Source organism: Hafnia alvei, assembly GCF_900095695.1.
Taxonomy (GTDB): Bacteria; Pseudomonadota; Gammaproteobacteria; order Enterobacterales; family Enterobacteriaceae; genus Hafnia; species Hafnia alvei_B.
Window position 1 is genome coordinate 36,045 of sequence record NZ_FMIQ01000010.1, and the last position, 17,557, is coordinate 53,601.

At 49.2% G+C, this 17,557-nt stretch carries 14 protein-coding genes and 1 pseudogene; 9 read left to right on the forward strand and 6 right to left on the reverse strand.

Annotated features, from left to right (window positions below; translation table 11 throughout):
- Nucleotides 1-84: 84 nt before the first annotated feature.
- The 9 genes from iscA (at nucleotide 85) to pbpC (ending at nucleotide 13,577) form a co-directional block, all read left to right on the forward strand.
- A complete protein-coding gene (gene iscA / locus BN1044_RS04145; RefSeq protein ID WP_025800418.1) occupies nucleotides 85-408 on the forward strand; it encodes an iron-sulfur cluster assembly protein IscA in 324 nt (107 codons plus the stop codon).
- A gap of 196 nt (nucleotides 409-604) precedes the next feature.
- Nucleotides 605-1,123, forward strand: a complete 519-nt coding sequence (gene hscB / locus BN1044_RS04150; RefSeq protein WP_072307669.1) for a co-chaperone HscB — start codon at nucleotides 605-607, stop codon at nucleotides 1,121-1,123.
- An 80-nt stretch (nucleotides 1,124-1,203) separates the two neighbouring features.
- A complete protein-coding gene (gene hscA, locus BN1044_RS04155) occupies nucleotides 1,204-3,054 on the forward strand; it encodes a Fe-S protein assembly chaperone HscA (RefSeq protein WP_072307670.1) in 1,851 nt (616 codons plus the stop codon).
- A gap of 2 nt (nucleotides 3,055-3,056) precedes the next feature.
- A complete protein-coding gene (fdx, locus tag BN1044_RS04160; RefSeq protein WP_025800421.1) occupies nucleotides 3,057-3,392 on the forward strand; it encodes an ISC system 2Fe-2S type ferredoxin in 336 nt (111 codons plus the stop codon).
- Nucleotides 3,393-3,425: 33 nt separating this feature from the next.
- On the forward strand, nucleotides 3,426-3,626 hold the full coding sequence (gene iscX, locus BN1044_RS04165) for a Fe-S cluster assembly protein IscX (protein ID WP_025800422.1): 201 nt from the start codon (nucleotides 3,426-3,428) through the stop codon (nucleotides 3,624-3,626).
- Between the two features lie 196 nt (nucleotides 3,627-3,822).
- The gene (gene pepB / locus BN1044_RS04170; RefSeq protein ID WP_072307671.1) at nucleotides 3,823-5,121 is read left to right on the forward strand and encodes an aminopeptidase PepB; all 1,299 of its coding nucleotides are present in this window, start codon (nucleotides 3,823-3,825) and stop codon (nucleotides 5,119-5,121) included.
- Between the two features lie 149 nt (nucleotides 5,122-5,270).
- On the forward strand, nucleotides 5,271-6,107 hold the full coding sequence (sseB, locus tag BN1044_RS04175; RefSeq protein ID WP_072307672.1) for an enhanced serine sensitivity protein SseB: 837 nt from the start codon (nucleotides 5,271-5,273) through the stop codon (nucleotides 6,105-6,107).
- Nucleotides 6,108-6,244: 137 nt separating this feature from the next.
- Nucleotides 6,245-11,242, forward strand: a complete 4,998-nt coding sequence (locus tag BN1044_RS04180; protein ID WP_168780248.1) for an alpha-2-macroglobulin family protein — start codon at nucleotides 6,245-6,247, stop codon at nucleotides 11,240-11,242.
- Nucleotides 11,243-11,255: 13 nt separating this feature from the next.
- Nucleotides 11,256-13,577 (forward strand): peptidoglycan glycosyltransferase PbpC, encoded by a 2,322-nt coding sequence (pbpC, locus tag BN1044_RS04185; RefSeq protein ID WP_072307674.1) that lies wholly within the window; start codon nucleotides 11,256-11,258, stop codon nucleotides 13,575-13,577.
- A 437-nt stretch (nucleotides 13,578-14,014) separates the two neighbouring features.
- Here pbpC and BN1044_RS04190 read toward each other — a convergent pair whose 3' ends face one another.
- The 6 genes and pseudogenes from BN1044_RS04190 to BN1044_RS23815 all read right to left on the reverse strand — a co-directional run.
- Nucleotides 14,015-14,374 (reverse strand): hypothetical protein, encoded by a 360-nt coding sequence (locus BN1044_RS04190; RefSeq protein ID WP_072307680.1) that lies wholly within the window; start codon nucleotides 14,372-14,374, stop codon nucleotides 14,015-14,017.
- A 228-nt stretch (nucleotides 14,375-14,602) separates the two neighbouring features.
- Complete coding sequence (locus BN1044_RS04195) at nucleotides 14,603-14,953, reverse strand: hypothetical protein (RefSeq protein WP_072307675.1); 351 nt, start codon at nucleotides 14,951-14,953, stop codon at nucleotides 14,603-14,605.
- Between the two features lie 35 nt (nucleotides 14,954-14,988).
- Nucleotides 14,989-15,228, reverse strand: a complete 240-nt coding sequence (locus BN1044_RS04200; protein WP_072307676.1) for a hypothetical protein — start codon at nucleotides 15,226-15,228, stop codon at nucleotides 14,989-14,991.
- A gap of 19 nt (nucleotides 15,229-15,247) precedes the next feature.
- Complete coding sequence (locus BN1044_RS24110; RefSeq protein ID WP_072307677.1) at nucleotides 15,248-16,306, reverse strand: RHS repeat-associated core domain-containing protein; 1,059 nt, start codon at nucleotides 16,304-16,306, stop codon at nucleotides 15,248-15,250.
- 90 nt (nucleotides 16,307-16,396) lie between these two features.
- On the reverse strand, nucleotides 16,397-16,840 hold the full coding sequence (locus BN1044_RS04210; protein ID WP_072307678.1) for a hypothetical protein: 444 nt from the start codon (nucleotides 16,838-16,840) through the stop codon (nucleotides 16,397-16,399).
- 501 nt (nucleotides 16,841-17,341) lie between these two features.
- A pseudogene (locus BN1044_RS23815) lies at nucleotides 17,342-17,557 on the reverse strand (RHS repeat-associated core domain-containing protein); the annotation flags it as partial.

Here is a 17,557-nt window from a genome sequence, read left to right on the forward strand (position 1 = left end):
AGTGGGTTTCAGGACTGGCGATTTAAGATCGAATCGCCAGTAGCCGTTATCAGAGAAACGCTTAATAAGAATTGAGGTTGTTGTATGTCTATTAGCATGAGCGACGCTGCCGCACAGCGCGTACAGACATTTTTGGCTAACCGCGGTAAAGGGTATGGCTTACGTCTGGGAGTGAGAACTTCTGGCTGTTCGGGAATGGCGTATGTACTGGAATTTGTTGATGCACCTAACGAAGATGATGTGGTGTTTGAAGACAAAGGTGTAAGAGTGATCGTTGATGGTAAAAGCTTGGCGTATCTTGATGGTACTCAGCTGGACTTCGTGAAAGAAGGCCTGAACGAAGGCTTCAAATTCAACAACCCAAATATGACTAGCGAGTGCGGCTGCGGCGAAAGCTTTAACGTCTGATTGGCCGGACTACTGACGTATCGCAACGTTTTGTATACCCGTCATACTTCGAGCCGCATGTGCGTTGGCTACGTTTGTTGACCCTAGCCATATTTCTAGGGACCCACAAACTTGCCGCCTTCCTGTAACTCGAATTATTTAGGGTATATGAGGTATTCTGGGATACCTCATCCACAGACCAACATCAGAGCACGGCATGGATTACTTCACATTATTCGGGCTGCCGGTTCGCTACCCAGTGGACGGCAGCCTTCTTGCTTCACGCTATCAGGAATTGCAGCGCCAATTCCATCCCGATCGCTATGCGTCTAAACCGGAACGCGAGCGTATGCAGGCTATTCAACAAGCTGCCACCATCAATGATGCCTACCAAACGTTAAAACACCCCCTTAAACGCGCAGAGTATATGCTGCTATTACAAGGGTTTGACTTAGGCAATGAACAGCACACCATGCGCGATACGTCGTTCCTGATGGAACAACTTGAACTGCGTGAAGAGCTGGATGGTATTGCGCGGCATGCCGATCCTGAAGAGGCGCTCATGGCCTTTTCTGCGCGGATCGCTAAAATGACCAAAACGCGCAGTGCGCAAATGCTTTCCGAGCTGGATCAACAGCAGTGGGAATCAGTCGCAGACACCGTGCGTAAGCTACGTTTTCTCGACAAGCTACAGCAGCAAGTGGAACAACTCGAAGAAAAACTGCTGGGCCTATAACCGATTTTTGATTGCGTTGATTCAATGGATGTTTTCAAACAGAAATTGTTCTGACAAATCTTGTTTAACGGAAGCTCAAGATGGCTTTATTGCAAATTAGTGAGCCGGGGCTGAGTGCTGCTCCGCATCAACGCCGTTTAGCGGCGGGTATCGATTTAGGTACGACCAATTCATTGGTGGCGACCGTGCGCAGCGGCCAAGCAGAAACTCTGGCCGATGCGCAGGGCCATCATTTGCTGCCTTCTGTCGTTCATTATCTGAAAGATGACATTGTAGTTGGCTACGATGCTCGCCAACAGGCAGCGCAAGATCCGGTTAATACCATCAGCTCCGCTAAGCGACTCATGGGACGCTCTTTGGCTGATGTTCAGGCGCGTTATCCGCATATGCCGTATCAGTTTGAGGCGAGCGAAAATGGTTTGCCGATGATGATCACGGAAGGGGGCTCGGTTAACCCTATTCAGGTGTCTGCCGAAATCTTAAAAGCGTTGGCTGAACGCGCCAAAGTGACCTTAGAAGGTGAGCTGGATGGCGTGGTCATTACCGTTCCTGCCTATTTTGATGACGCACAGCGTCAGGGAACCAAAGATGCTGCGCGTTTAGCCGGTCTGCACGTGTTGCGTTTGCTCAATGAGCCCACGGCGGCAGCGATTGCTTATGGTCTAGACTCCGGCCAAGAGGGCGTTATTGCGGTCTACGATTTGGGCGGCGGCACCTTCGATATTTCTATCTTGCGCCTAAGTCGTGGCGTATTTGAAGTGCTGGCAACCGGCGGCGATTCCGCGCTGGGTGGCGATGATTTCGATCACCTATTAGCCGATTTCCTGCGTGAACAATCTGGCTATGCCGATCGCAGCGATGCGCGTATTCAGCGCCAGTTCCTTGACGTGGCGGTTGAGGCCAAGATCGCACTCAGCGATGCTGAAAAAGTCGACGTTGAAGTTGCGGGTTGGAAAGGCAGCGTGACTCGTGAACAGTTTGATGAACTGATTGGCACGTTGGTAAAACGTACTTTACTGTCATGCCGCCGTGCGCTGAAAGATGCAGGCGTGACCGCTGATGAAGTGATTGAAGTGGTTATGGTTGGCGGTTCAACGCGCGTTCCGTTGGTTCGTGAGCTGGTCGGTGAGTTCTTTGGCCGTACGCCGTTGACCTCTATCGACCCTGACCGCGTGGTGGCGATTGGCGCAGCTATTCAGGCCGACATTCTGGTGGGTAATAAGCCCGACTCAGAAATGTTGCTGCTAGATGTTATTCCACTATCGCTTGGTCTAGAAACCATGGGTGGTTTGGTTGAGAAGGTGATCCCGCGTAATACCACTATACCAGTGGCACGCGCGCAAGAATTTACCACCTTCAAAGATGGCCAAAATGCCATGATGATCCACGTGGTACAGGGCGAGCGCGAGCTGGTACAAGACAACCGTTCTCTGGCGCGTTTCACACTGCGTGGTATTCCGGCAATGCCTGCGGGTGGCGCACATATCCGTGTGACATTCCAAGTTGACGCCGATGGTCTGCTGAGCGTTACCGCGATGGAGAAATCCACCGGCGTTCAGTCGTCGATTCAGGTCAAGCCTTCATATGGTTTGAGCGATGACGAAATCATCACCATGATTAAAGACTCCATGGCTAATGCCAGTGGAGATATCAGCGCGCGTATGCTGGCAGAACAAAAAGTTGAAGCTGCACGCGTGCTTGAGAGTCTGACCGGTGCCTTGGCAGAGGATTCTGCGCTGTTAAGTGAGTCAGAGCTGAGCAACATTAAACAGGCTGTAACTGCATTAGAGCAGGCCGCTGCGGGTGATGTTGCCGGAGATATTGAAGCTGCGATTAAAGTGCTTGATGCACAAACGCAAGAATTTGCTGCGCGCCGGATGGATGCATCTGTTCGCCGAGCGCTGGCTGGTCATTCTGTGGATGAGGTTTAAAAATGCCAAAAATCGTATTTCTTCCTAATCAGGAACACTGCCCTGAAGGCGCAGTTCTTGAAGCTCAGGAAGGCGAAACGATTCTCGACGTTGCTCTACGTAACGGAATCGAAATTGAACATGCCTGCGAAAAGTCTTGCGCATGTACAACCTGCCACTGCATCGTCCGCGAAGGTTTTGACTCGCTGGATGAAAGCAGTGAGCTGGAAGACGACATGCTAGATAAAGCTTGGGGTTTAGAGCCGGAAAGCCGTCTGAGCTGCCAGGCAAAAGTGGCCGATCAGGATCTGGTTGTTGAGATCCCACGTTATACCGTTAACCACGCTCGCGAGCATTAAAAATAAGCGGTTACGCTTGTTTGGGAGAATATTATGGGTCTGAAGTGGCAAGACAGCCGCGAGATTGGCGAAGCGCTGTATGATGCGTTTCCGGATATCGATCCTAAAACCGTTCGCTTCACCGATATGCACCAATGGATTTGCGATTTAGAAGATTTCGACGATGACCCTACAAAATCGAACGAAAAAATTCTGGAAGCTATCCTGCTAGTCTGGTTAGATGAAGCAGAGTAAAAAGTTAAAGGGCTACCTGTGAAGGTGGCCCTTTTACTACAATCCAAATTACTCCAATCCAGATATTGATAGAACACGCTAATCGCAAATCAATTTCACTGAAAAACTAACGATTAATAATGATACCCGCGTTTATTCGAGCACCCACTCATCTACGTGTCGCTGCAAATTCGCTGGGTATATCAGGAGAAGATTTATGTCGACCGAATTTATGCCCGTAAGCCTATCCCATCAGCCAGCCGATGCACGCTGGGGCGAAAAAGCGTTGCTGAGTTCCGGCAGCGAAGGGATGGTTATTCATCTAAACGGTACTGGTGAGCTTGTTGCTGTACAGCGCGCTGCGCGCAAGCTTGATGGACAAGGCATCAAACAGGTTCATCTAGCCGGTGAAGGTTGGGATTTGGAAAAATGCTGGGCTTTTTGGCAGGGTTATCGTGGGCCAAAAGGATCGCGTCAAGTGCAGTGGCCCGATCTGAGCGAATCCGATCGCGCTGAATTAGATCGTCGTTTGAAGATCGTCGACTGGGTGCGTGACACGATCAATGCGCCAGCCGAAGAGGTGGGGCCATCTCAGCTGGCACAGCGCGCGGTTGATCTGATGTGCAGCGTTGCCTGTGACAATGTCAGCTACCGCATCACCAAAGGTGAAGATCTGCGCGAGCAAGGGTATATGGGGTTGCACACTGTCGGTCGCGGCTCGGAGCGTTCTCCTGTGCTGTTAGCTCTGGATTACAACCCAACTGGAAACCCTGATGCGCCTGTTCTGGCCTGCTTGGTGGGTAAAGGCATCACCTTTGACTCCGGCGGTTACAGCATGAAGCAAAGCGCCTTCATGGACTCCATGAAATCAGACATGGGTGGCGCAGCTACGGTCACCGGAGCGCTGGCGCTGGCGGTTTCTCGTGGTTTGAATCAGCGTGTAAAACTTTATCTTTGCTGCGCGGATAATCTGGTTAGCGGCAATGCGTTCAAGCTGGGCGACATTATTACCTATCGCAACGGTAAAACCGTTGAGATTATGAATACCGATGCGGAAGGGCGTTTGGTCTTGGCTGATGGCCTGATTGATGCTTCTGAGCAGAATGCGGCGATGATCATTGACTGTGCAACCTTGACCGGCGCGGCTAAAACGGCGCTAGGCAACGATTACCATGCCCTGTTTAGCTTTGATGACGCCTTGGCAGCCGACATGCTGCAAAGCGCTGAGCAAGAGAATGAAGCTTTCTGGCGCTTGCCGCTGGCAGAATTCCACCGCAGCCAGTTGCCATCCAACTTTGCCGAGCTCAATAATATTGCCGGTGCGGCATACGGCGCCGGCGCAAGTACCGCAGCGGCGTTCCTGTCTTATTTCGTTAAAGAATACCGTCAAGGCTGGCTGCATATTGACTGCTCTGCAACCTACCGTAAAAGCGCCGTCGATCAGTGGGCTGCGGGCGCAACAGGTTTAGGCGTGCGCGCGCTGGCTAATTTACTGCTGGAAAAAGCGAAAGCGTAATTACGGACTACTGACCCCCACCCAGCCTCTCCCTTCTCAGGGGGAGGGGCCGTCCGAGCACAAATTTATATTGTGCATCCATTCTGTTCCCTCCCCCGCGAAGGGGAGGGTTAGGGTGGGGTCATTACATATCGATTTTGGAGCACCCGATGAGTTCTCATCATCACGATCACCACCACGACACCCCAGAAGAGCAGCTCGAAAAAAGCTTGGAAAAGGCGGTAAAAGACCCCGCCTATCGCACACTGTTTTATCGCACGCTGCTGGATTCTACGGTTTATATTCTGGCCGAAAGCGGCGTTCAGGATAAAGGCGAGCTTATTATTGCCCCTAACGGTGAGCTGAATGTACAGCATTGGGAAATGCAAGATGGGCTCTCGACGATCCCGTTTTTCTCTTCGTTGAAGATGTTACAGCAGGCAGTGGAAGACGAAGAACAACCGTTTATGGCGTTACCGGTTCGCGATCTGTTCGCGATAACCAAAGGCGCTCAGCTGTTTTTGAATCCAAAATGTGAATATGGCAAAGCTTTCTACGCGCAGGAAGTTGCAATGCTGCTGCAAACGGGCGGTATGGCACAGCCGATGGAGCAGGTGGTTGATGGCGGAAGTAAAATTTTGCTTGGGCAGCCTGAAGCGTATCCGTCTGCCATGGTGGATGCGTTAACCACGCTGTTTACTCAACGCAAAATTGTACGCAATGCCTATTTAGCGATATTTCAGGATCAGGCGGTCGATGAAAAACCTAATTTACTGATTGGGTTAGAAATTGATGGCACTGATGAAGAGATCGATTTGCTCATTCAGGAAACAGGCAGCTTGGCAAGCGAAACCGCGCCAGAAGATGAGCCGGTAGACCTTTGCCTTGTCACCGATGAAAAAGGGGATGCCGTGAGTCATTATCTGAAAACGCATACCCAGCCGTTTTATCAGCGGCGCTGGGGCAGCTGGCTACGCAATAGCATCCCTTCCAGCGGAACTGCCTAATATTTCAATAACGTTGAGAGCCGCAAGGCTCTCTTTGCCATTTTAGGCCTAGCATAATCTGAATTAAGGTTTCGCCATTTCACTTTCATTGTTTGTCACGGATAATAGTGCTATTCGGATTAAAAATGGAAAATGTTATGCGCCAAGGATCACCTCAGTCAAAAAACTGCCGCTCTGTCCGCATGTTGCGTCGTAGTGTACTCGTGGCAGCACTTATTACTGCGCTTTCTGCCTGTGATAACAACGATGTGAAAACCACAACCACATCGGATCCCGCCGCTGTCGCCACGCAAAAGAAAGCGCTGAGTGACACAGATTTGGCGCAAATGGCGAAACAATCGCAGGGTAAAACGCTAACTTTACTCGATGCCTCTGAGCTACAGCTAGATGGTGCAGCCGCGCTTGTGCTCACCTTTTCCATTCCCTTAGATCCTAAACAAAAATTTGCCGATAGCGTCCACTTAGTGGACACCGAAAAAGGCAAAATCGACGGTGCATGGGAGCTTTCAGATAACCTGCGTGAACTGCGGTTGCGTCATCTAGAGCCCAAACGTAAATTGCTCCTCACGATTGATCCCACCTTGGTGGCGCTTAATGGCGCAACGCTAGGTAAAGAAACACAGCAAAAAATTGCTACCAAAGATATTCAGCCAAGCGTTGGATTTGCCAGCCGTGGTTCGTTATTGCCCGGTAAAGTTGCCGCCGGTTTACCGGTGATGGCGCTTAACGTAAACAGCGTAGACGTCAATTTTTACCGCATTAAGCCTGCGTCTTTACCTGCGTTTTTATCCGAGTGGGGCTACGGCCAATCGGTAGAATCATGGCGGTCTGATGAACTGCTAAAAATGGCTGATTTGGTCTACAGCGGACGCTTTGATCTCAATCCTCAGCGCAATACACGTGAAAAGCTTCAGCTTCCGCTTAGCGACATAAAGCCTCTGCAAGAGAGCGGTGTTTATCTAGCCGTGATGCAGCAAGCGGGGCGTTACAGCTACAGTAATCCAGCCACTTTGTTAACGTTGAGCGACATCGGTGTTTCACTGCACAGCTATCATGAACGCATGGATGTTTTTACTCAGGCCTTAGCGGGCGGTGGCGCGATGTCTGATGTGGCATTGCAGGTGTTAGATGAAAAAGGGCGTGTGCTAACAGAAGGTAAAACCGACGCGCAGGGGCACGCGCAGCTAAGCAAGTCGCCAAAAGCGAAACTGTTACTGGCTAACCAAAATGGGCAGACCAGTATTATCGACCTGACGCAGCCTGCGCTCGATCTCAGTGAGTTTGATATTGGTGGCCCTGAAGGCTTCAGCAAGCAGCTGTTTGCTTTTGGCCCACGCGATCTTTATCGCCCGGGTGAAACGGTGATTGTGAATGCTCTGCTGCGCGATGCCGATGGACAGCCTTTGCCTGAACAGCCGATAAAAGTTGATGTGCTGCGTCCAGACGATAGCGTAGCGTCGAGCTTCGTTTGGAAGCCGGAGAATGGGTTATACCAATATCGCTATGCACTGCCTGAAAGTGCAGCGACGGGGAAATGGTCGCTGCGTTTCAATCTGGGCGACAACCAGCCGCGCTACTATGCGATTAACGTTGAAGACTTCATGCCTGAACGCATGGCTCTGGAAATAAAACCGGAAAGCGCATCTCCCATTGAGATGCAGCAGAGCGCCAGTTTCAATGTGTCAGGACGCTATTTATATGGGGCTCCGGCGGCGATGAACCGCCTTCAAGGGCAGCTTTATTTGCGTCCGTTGCGTGAAGCGGTTACCGAATTGCCGGGTTACAGCTTTGGTTCGGCCACGGAAGAAAATCTAAAGCGCTCCTTAGATGAAGTTGATACCACGCTCGATGAGCAGGGCATGGCAAGCATTGAAACGGAAAGTCAGTGGGCCGATGTTAAATCTCCTGTGCGTCTGATTTTCCAAGCGAGTCTATTAGAGTCTGGTGGTCGCCCGGTGACTCGACGTAGCGAACAGGATATTTGGCCAGCCAAACAGCTGTCAGCGATCCGTCCGCTTTTCGGCCAGCAAGATATTTATGATTACCAGACCAATAGCTATCGTAAGCAGCCGATGGTTGATGAAAATAGCGACGCTGCCTTTGATGTGATCTATGCCGATCCACATGGGAAACGTCTCGCCAAACAGGGTCTGAAAGCCACGCTGATTCAAGAGCGTCGCGATTATTACTGGCAATGGTCTGAAGGGGCTGGCTGGCAGTCTCAATACGATCAAAAAGATCTGCCCGTCGGTGAGCAAACGCTAAATATCGCCGCTGACGGCAGTGCTAAAGTGAGTTTCCCCGTCGAATGGGGTTCTTACCGCCTTGAAGTGAAAGATCCAGCCAACGGCCTGATCAACAGCGTTCGATTCTGGGCTGGATATCGCTGGCAGGATAATACTGACGGTACGGGCGCAGTGCGCCCCGATCAAGTGAAGCTGAAGCTGGATAAACCTAATTACCAGCCGGGTGAAAAGGTGAAAGTGACCATCAACGCGCCAACCGCCGGCAAGGGATACCTGATGCTGGAATCTGGCGAAGGGCCTTTATGGTGGCAGGAAATTGATGTACCAGAAGCCGGTACCACGGTAGAGGTTCCGCTCAATCAAGAATGGCGTCGTCACGATCTCTATTTCAATGCGCTAGTGGTTCGCCCAGGAGAGAAAGATAAGCAGGTAACGCCAAAACGTGCGGTAGGCTTATTACATATTCCTCTCAATGAAGAAGCGCGTAAGCTGAATGTGACGCTGACAGCGCAAGACAAAATCAGACCAAACCAGACGGTGCCGGTTCAGGTCAACGTTGCTGGGGCCGGTGGCGAGAAACAAAAAGAAGTGACCGTTTTACTTTCCGCCGTGGACACCGGTGTTTTGAGTATTACTGATTTCAAAACGCCCGACCCGTACGACGCTTTCTTAGGTCGTAAACGCTACGGTGCGGATCAGTATGACGTTTATGGACAGCTCATCGAAGGCTCTGGACGTTTAGCAACGCTGCGCTTTGGTGGCGATGGCGAAGATGAAGATGCGCTGTCACGCGGCGGCAAGAAACCACCAACCGAAGTGAATATCGTCGCGCAGCAGCTGCAACGTATCACGCTGGATGAAAATGGCAACGGGACGATCCAGCTTCCAGTTCCAGATTTTAACGGTGAGCTAAGGCTTATGGCTCAAGCGTGGAATGGGCAAAACTTTGGTAGCGCCGAACGTAAAATGACGGTCGCTGCGCCGATTATCGCAGAGCTACAAACACCACGCTTCCTCGCGGGTGGCGATAGCAGCCAGCTGGCGCTGGATGTCACAAATCTGTCTGGGCATCCGCAAACGTTGGGAGTAGCACTGACCGCGTCTGGTCTTATCAGCCTGAGTGGCGACAATACTCAAACGGTTGAGCTCGAAAATGGGCAACGTAAGACTCTCACCATCCCAGTTAGTGCGAATAATGGATTTGGGGATGGCAACGTAGCCATTCGCATCGTCGGAATGCAGCTACCGGGCGAACAAGTCAGTGATTATGAACATAGCTGGAAAATAGGCGTGCGTCCGGCATACCCTGCTCAAACTCGCCATTTGGCGAGCATTATTAAACCTGGTGACAGCTGGCACGTAGATACTGAGCAACTTTCAGGTCTCGTTGCGCCAGAAGCATCACTACTACTGACTAGCCGACCGCCGCTGAATATAGCGCGTTACGTACGTGCGCTGTACGCCTATCCGTACGGCTGTCTGGAACAAACCACCAGTGGCCTGTTCCCATCGCTGTATACCAATCAACAACAGTTGGTACAGCTAGGTATCAAAACCTCTACGGATGATGTTCGCCGACAGAATATTGAAACGGGAATTACCCGTTTGCTGGGTATGCAGCGCTATAACGGCAGTTTTGCGTTGTGGAGCAGTGATGGACCAGAAGAGTATTGGTTAACCGCATATGTTACCGATTTCTTGCATCGTGCGCGTGAACGCGGTTTTGCCGTACAGGATGACGGGTTGAAACAGGCAGATGCCGCGCTGTTGCGCTATCTCCAAGATCGCAATCAAATAGACGTAAACAGCAGCGCACGTCCAGATGCGACGCGTTTTGCCGTGCAGGCCTATGCAGGACTCGTTTTGGCACAGCAGAAACAGGCACCGCTAGGTGCTTTGCGCCAGCTGTATGAGCGTCGTGCTCAGGCCGAGTCCGGTTTACCTCTGATCCAGCTAGGCATTGCGCTTAAGCTCATGGGTGATACACCGCGCAGCGAAGAAGTGCTCAAGCAAGGTCTGGCACTGCAGCGTTCGGCAACGAACTATTGGCTGGAAGACTACGGCAGCCCAGTGCGGGACGATGCGATGATTCTGGCGCTGATGGAAGAGTTTAACCTCGAGCCAACAACGCAGGAGCAACGCTTACTTTCGTTGTCGGATCGATTAACGACCACAGAATATCTTTCGACCCAAGAACAGAACGCGGTATTTATGGCAGGCAAAGGTTTTATTGGCCAGCCGGAAAGTGAATGGAAAGGAGTTATTTTATCGGCGAAGGGCGTTGATTTAGCCTATGGCGAACAGGCTCAGGTTAAAAACTATGATGAATCTTGGCTTACTAACGGCTTGGTGATTAATAACCAAGGTGAGTCAACGCTTTATCCTCGTTTTGACGTTGTAGGCTATCCAAGTAGCGCTCCGCAGCCAATGAGCAATATTCTCAATATCAAACGTGATTTCTTAGGATTAGATGGCAAACCGCTTGATTTGACGCAGCTGAAAAGTGGGCAGCTCATCTTGGTTCATCTGGATGTGTGGTCGTCAGAACACGTGCCGGATGCGCTGGTGGTTGATCTGCTGCCCGCAGGCGTTGAGCTTGAAAATCAAAACCTGAATGATGCCAGCGCAAGCTTGGATGATGCGGCAACCGAGGTGACTTCGCTGCTCGATGCATCACGCCAGACTACGCTCAAACATCAAGAGTTCCGTGACGATCGCTATGTGGCGGCGGTGGATATTCAGTCTGGCCAGCATACGACTCTGTTGTATCTGGCAAGAGCGGTAACGCCGGGTAAATATCAACTGCCTGCGCCGCAGGTTGAATCAATGTATATCCCGCAGTGGCGTGCCGTTGGGGAAACGCCTTCAACTGTGATTATCGGCCAGTGATAGCTGATTGAGGATGTCACTGAAACGTTTACGCAAGCGGTGCGTGATAATCGCACTGCTTGCGCTGTTGATTGGTAGTGGGTTGTGGCTGGCTGATAAGGTCTGGCCGCTTCCACTTAGCGATGTGCAAGTCGCACGGGTTGTAGTGGCTGAGGACGGCTCGCCGCTGTGGCGCTTTGCTGATGGGCAAGGCGTATGGCGCTATCCTGTTACGATCAAGCAAGTGTCACCGTATTATCTTCAGGCTCTGTTAACTTACGAAGATCGCTGGTTCTATAAGCACCCGGGTATTAACCCTTTTGCTATTGCGCGGGCGGCTTGGCAAGACCTCAGTCACGGTGAGATTATTTCCGGAGGAAGCACCCTGTCTATGCAGGTTGCGCGTTTACTCGATCCTCATCCCCGCACCTTCGGTGGCAAAGTGCGTCAAATCTGGCGTACGGCACAGTTAGAATGGCATCTTTCTAAGACTCAAATTCTCGAACTCTATCTTAATCGTGCCCCCTTTGGCGGCACGCTACAAGGCATCGGTGCGGCAAGTTGGGCCTATTTAGGTAAGCCGCCTGATGAGCTCACGCGCGGAGAAGCTGCTTTACTCGCCGTATTACCTCAGGCGCCAAGTCGTTTACGTCCAGATCGCTACCCAGAGCGTGCGCAGGCGGCGCGCAACAAGGTGCTCGATCGCTTGGTGCAGTATCAAGTATGGACAAAACAGCAGGCGGATGATGTGAAGCAGGAGCCTGTTTGGTTGGCTTCACGACAAATGCCGCAGACAGCGCCACTGTTAGCACGGCGCATGGTGCAAACCTATCCACATCAGGATGTCATTCAGACAACAATTGATGCCGCTCTACAGCGGCAGCTTGAAACGTTAGCGAAGGGATGGCTTTCGCGTCTGCCGGCGAAAACATCAGTAGGCGTGCTGATTGTCGATCATACGGATATGCAGGTGAAGGCTTATTTGGGATCGCTGAACTTTGCTGACCGCTCGCGTTTTGGCTATGTGGATATGGTAAGCGCGTGGCGTTCTCCCGGTTCCACTCTTAAGCCGTTTTTGTATGGGCTTGCGCTAGATGATGGGATCATCCACAACGAATCTTTGCTGCAGGACGTGCCGCGCCGTTTTGGCGATTATCGACCGGGAAATTTTGATACGGGATTTCATGGCGCCGTAGCTGCGAGTGAAGCACTCACGCGTTCGTTGAATCTCCCCGCGGTACAGCTGATGGAGGCCTATGGCCCGAAACGTTTTACCGCCGAACTGCGCAATGCAGGGCTAACGTTACGTTTTCCCGCTTATGCTGAGCCTAACTTATCACTCATTCTAGGTGGCGCAGGCATTAGGCTAGATCAGCTGGTTTCTGCTTACAGCTCGTTAGCGCGGCAGGGACAAAGTGCTGATTTACGTTTTGTACCGACAGAAAAAATTCATAATCGACCGCTGATGTCGCCGGGGGCTGCATGGATCATCCGCCGCACGCTGGCAGGGCAGGCAAGGCCTGAACCGGATGATTCCCTATCTGCGGTAGTTCCGCTGGCATGGAAGACGGGAACCAGTTTTGGCTATCGTGATGCATGGGCCGTAGGCGTGAACGCTCGCTACACTATTGGCGTGTGGGTTGGGCGTCCAGACGGTACTCCGGTTGCTGGACAATTTGGCTACGCCACGGCGATACCGTTGCTGTTTCAACTTAATAATTTACTGCTGAATAATCCACGTTTACGCGGCAATGGATGGCCGACAGACCCTCGGCCGCGCTCGGTCTCCAGTGCGGTGATCTGCTGGCCCGGCGGCCAGCCGCTGAACGCGCAGGATACCAACTGTCGCCAACGCCGCTCGGCATGGATACTGGATGGCACCATTCCACCTACGCTCGTTGCTCCAGGGCAGGAAAGCAGTCAGGGAATTTGGCTGCGTCAATGGTTAAACGATAAAGGCGAGCGTGTCGCCCCTGAATGCGCGGGAGCGGTTGAGAAAAAGCTGGCGCTATGGCCGTTGCCATTAGAACCGTGGCTCCCTGAGGCCGAAAAAAGATCCCATCGTTTGCCTATGGCAAGCCAAACCTGCCCACCGCCGGTTGAGACAACTTCTGCACCACTCATTTTGATTGGGCTCAATAATGGTTCAATTCTGCGCCGTCCGCCGGGTAAGACTCGTATCGATTTGCGCTTAACGACGCAAGGTGGGATAGGGGAACGCTGGTGGTTTTTAAATGGAGAACTGGTTTCTCAGGAACCACAGTTTGCCTATAGTTTCACGCGTGCAGGACGATATCAGCTAACGGTAATGGACGACGGCGGCCAACTGACTAGCGCTGATTTTCAGGTGGAATAATTTTACAGGTGCTTGATTAAGGAACTGCACCATGCGTCGAGCTCGATTGTTCAGTTCAGGCGGCTGTTCCGACCTCTTATTGCGCCAGCGAACTATTTGGACTCTGAGTAATATACCGACCTATCGTCGGGTTGCAGCATCGATAGTGGTTATAGTGTAGGCTTGATTCCTCATCATATTGCTGCCTTGTATTCTTATTGGCTGGTGCAGTTGATGGGAGGCACTCTGCCTATTGCTCCATCCAATATTCTAATCCCTAGTTAGTGATGTACATTTCTACGGCGAAATTATCGGTATTGAATGACTACGGATCTACCTAAGAAAGAAGATCCGACCAGTACTTAGATGAGGTTTATTAACCATTGCACTAGTCGGAAATCTAGTAATATTCCATTACAATGTTTGAGTGCAATTTCTTTAGATTTATCGTTATCAATTTATGATTTTTCGCGTGCATTTGCGATGAATTTTAGGTTCTGTATATACATTTCTTTCATCATTCCCTCAACCTTTTCGTCATAGTTTATTTGTTTTATTATATATGATCTTATATCCTCTGCCATCAATTGGTCAGGGTCTAGGAAACTTAGTTTAACTAGGTTTAATAAAAATAAATTGCTTGGATTTATTTTTATCCACCAATGAAATGCACCATTTCTATAATGTTCAGAACCGTCACTGTCATTATCTGATTTATATAATTTTAACTGTCCAGTAAATAACTCATCGGGATACATATCTAGCTCTGTCCATTCATCTGGGAACTTCATTAGACTAAGGAATTCTTTTTTTTCCATATTAACGCCATCTTTAGGTCTCGTTAGCATTCTGAATTTCTCCACCGAGGCTTTTGAATATAAAACACATGCTTGAATAGCCTTACAAATATCCGGCAAGAGTCTCTCATGTGTATATGAGTTCTATCAATTAATGATAATAATTCCTACGATTGTATTTTTTTAGAGTATGTATTTTTATACTAAAATAATTGCTGTTTCTTTTTTATATTAAATCAATAGTATGAATTATACTTTTTTCTTTTCATGTTCCAATTTAAGTGAATTGCATGTGTATTCTAGATCCTCATTAAGATCAGTTCGCATGCAGACACTTTCAATAGCTCCTTGATCGCCGAATAAGATGATTTTTTTTAGCAAAGCCATTGGAGTCTGTTTTTTTTCTGCTATTTCACTAAGTATCACTGTGGTGAAATTTTCATTAGGAAAGGCAAACGCTAGGCTTACATATTTCACAATGTCATCTGAGTGAGTTAACTCAGAGGAGTCTACCCAAATATCATCATTTTCATCCCAAGTTTTGCAAAAAAATAAATAATTTTGTTCATCGATGATAGGGGGTGTTTTTATTGTTTTCATTTTCTTTTCCTTCTTGACTGACTTTAAGTGAAGTATTATATTTCATTTGGATTGCTCTGTTTGTTATCTAAAATTTTTAAAACACCACACATACCAAAATCTCCATTTTCACATCTCTCTTTAGCTTCATTAGTAAGAAGATTATGGAATATCACAATATCACCGATAAATGAAAGTTTACCAATTTTCCCAAGAAATTCTGTCCATTTGGCCAATGATTTTTTTGATAAAGAACATATTTCTTTACCTGTCGACTTATCGAATATTTTTCCCATTCTTATCAATTACTTGATTTTAATCGTAAATATGTCCATGCGGCTTGCTTGGCCAAGGATCAACATCATTGTTATGTACCTGGATTTTTTTTCCATCCAGTTTAGTTGATGCTAAACCCAATGGATCTATAAATTGAAGAGAACTTAAAGGGTAAACATAAAAGTTTAACCCACCCCTCAACCCAATCGGATCCTGAGTAATATACCGCCCTATCGTCGGATCGTAATAGCGATGGCGGTTGTAGTGCAGGCCGGATTCTTCATCGTATTGCTGCCCCTGCATTCTGATTGGCTGGTGCAGCTGATGCGGGTTTTCTTCACTGAGCGCATTGCCCCAAGCGTCCAGCGTGATGGACCAGTCGATATCGCCGTTGAGGTTGATGAGCTGTTGCGGCGTGCCGAGGTGGTTGCAGTCGTACAGCTGGGCGGCGTGGGGCGTATCCGGCAACGGGTCGAGCAGGGTGGCCAGATATTCCGGGCTGAGCTGAACCTGATTGAGCCACGCATGCTGTTCTTCGCTGAGGCGGTTGTCGCGTAGCGCCTGCTCGATGTGGTGCAGGGTTTGCTTGAAATCGGGCGGCAGGGTGATACCCACTTCCTGCTCAAGTTTGTCGGCCAGCGGGGTGATTGTGGGCGGCCTATCGCCTTCAAAACGCAGCAGGGGCACAAAGCTGTGGGGCAAATAGACCGTGTGAATGCGGGTGCCATCACGTTCGGTGAGCACCAGTTTGTCGCCGTCCCAGCCGAACCAGCTGATGTGTTTAGGCTGGTTGCGCTGCATGAGCTGTTTACCGATGCGTCGGCCCAGCGGGTCGTAGCAGTAGCGGCCGCCGCGCAGGGGTTCACCGTCTTGGGCGTAGAGGTAGCTGACGAGCCGATGGCTGCGGTCGTAGCGGTAGTGATGCACTTCGCCCGCGTCGCGTTTGCTGATTTTTTGGCTGAGGTTGCCGTACTGGTCATACTGATAATAAAAATGCGCATCTTCGCTCAGGCGATTACCCGGATGGCGCATGTCGGCCATATTGTGTTTGATGAGCTGGTTACCTTCGAAGTAATAGCGCCAGTAGGCGGATATCATTAAACTTTACCTATTTTATCGTTATACTATTTTAGTCAATTCACTTTGAAATTAAATTGTTTCTATGAATTAAAATAAATTATCAGTTTATTATTTGCATGGGTATTTTTTATATAATTCTTTAATTATTTCAACGGAGGCTGTATTAGGGCCATTATAAGGTTTCCTAAAGTTATTGTCAGTAGGTGAGACATCGAAAATATATTTGGTGTCTTGTAATATTTGCCAAGGGGATATATTTTTAGGTAAACATACTCGTTGGTTTTTAGGTATGAATTTACTAACGGAAAGGTAAGTGTCTAGCATGCCATAAAGATAAGATTGACAATCAAAATAAGGGATTATACCTCCTCGAAGAACAGGGTCACCCATATCAGTAGAGCATGCCTCGCCCCAATAGTCTAGTGTCACTTTTGCCCGAGGGTGATCTCGCCCCCAGTCATTTAATTTAGCTGTTTTGCATGGGAAAGAAAATAAAGCTGTAATGATAAATAATATATAACTAAGTTTTATAGTTTCTTTAAATTTAGCCATGGTGGTTTTTATATCCTGTTTTGTAAGAATTTATAATAATATTACTTTTCATTATTTCGCTTAATTAGGAATGCAGATTTGTAGATAAATTGTGTTTCCGCTTCTATTTAATGGATTAGACCAGTACCCTGGCAAATTCACAAATGCTGGACCTTAACTTGTTTGGCTACCAATAAATTGTGATACCTGATCGTTTTCATTTACCCCAGTTACCACTACAATATGCCCTGGTGTTGTCATAAGGGCTAAATCGCCAGGTTTTGGCGTATTTGTTCTTGAAAATGGCCCAATGCCGGCACGCATTTGATGAGTATTTGGCTCGCCCTGTACAGTATTTGGAAATGCTTGATTAATAGAGCGGTCAACTAATTGGTTACATACTAATTGATTAGCTCCTGTGCCGTATACGATTCCTTTATTCAGATAGCTTTGAAGTGCATCTTGCAGTTTTTTTGTATCGGCAGGATTTGAAGAAATTGCATGTGTTCCAGCGGAGCATGCTAACCCGAGTGGATCAATATAAATAACTGGATCTAACGGATAACCATAAAAGTTTAACCCGCCCCTCAACCCAATCGGATCCTGAGTAATATACCGGCCTATTGTCGGGTCGTAATACCGGTGGCGGTTGTAGTGCAGGCCGGATTCTTCATCGTATTGTTGCCCTTGCATTCGTATTGGTTGGTGCAGCTGATGCGGATTTTCTTCACTGAGCGC

Bases quoted from the DNA above. Each gene is read 5' to 3' on its own strand.
- BN1044_RS04210 (WP_072307678.1), bottom strand. From the start codon at position 16,840: ATGGCTAAATTTAAAGAAACTATAAAACTTAGTTATATATTATTTATC.
- BN1044_RS04180 (WP_168780248.1), top strand. From the start codon at position 6,245: ATGCGCCAAGGATCACCTCAGTCAAAAAACTGCCGCTCTGTCCGCATG.
- BN1044_RS04190 (WP_072307680.1), bottom strand. From the start codon at position 14,374: ATGGAAAAAAAAGAATTCCTTAGTCTAATGAAGTTCCCAGATGAATGG.
- pepB (WP_072307671.1), top strand. From the start codon at position 3,823: ATGTCGACCGAATTTATGCCCGTAAGCCTATCCCATCAGCCAGCCGAT.
- pbpC (WP_072307674.1), top strand. From the start codon at position 11,256: ATGTCACTGAAACGTTTACGCAAGCGGTGCGTGATAATCGCACTGCTT.
- fdx (WP_025800421.1), top strand. From the start codon at position 3,057: ATGCCAAAAATCGTATTTCTTCCTAATCAGGAACACTGCCCTGAAGGC.
- hscB (WP_072307669.1), top strand. From the start codon at position 605: ATGGATTACTTCACATTATTCGGGCTGCCGGTTCGCTACCCAGTGGAC.
- hscA (WP_072307670.1), top strand. From the start codon at position 1,204: ATGGCTTTATTGCAAATTAGTGAGCCGGGGCTGAGTGCTGCTCCGCAT.
- BN1044_RS04195 (WP_072307675.1), bottom strand. From the start codon at position 14,953: ATGAAAACAATAAAAACACCCCCTATCATCGATGAACAAAATTATTTA.
- sseB (WP_072307672.1), top strand. From the start codon at position 5,271: ATGAGTTCTCATCATCACGATCACCACCACGACACCCCAGAAGAGCAG.
- BN1044_RS04200 (WP_072307676.1), bottom strand. From the start codon at position 15,228: ATGGGAAAAATATTCGATAAGTCGACAGGTAAAGAAATATGTTCTTTA.
- iscX (WP_025800422.1), top strand. From the start codon at position 3,426: ATGGGTCTGAAGTGGCAAGACAGCCGCGAGATTGGCGAAGCGCTGTAT.
- iscA (WP_025800418.1), top strand. From the start codon at position 85: ATGTCTATTAGCATGAGCGACGCTGCCGCACAGCGCGTACAGACATTT.
- BN1044_RS24110 (WP_072307677.1), bottom strand. From the start codon at position 16,306: ATGATATCCGCCTACTGGCGCTATTACTTCGAAGGTAACCAGCTCATC.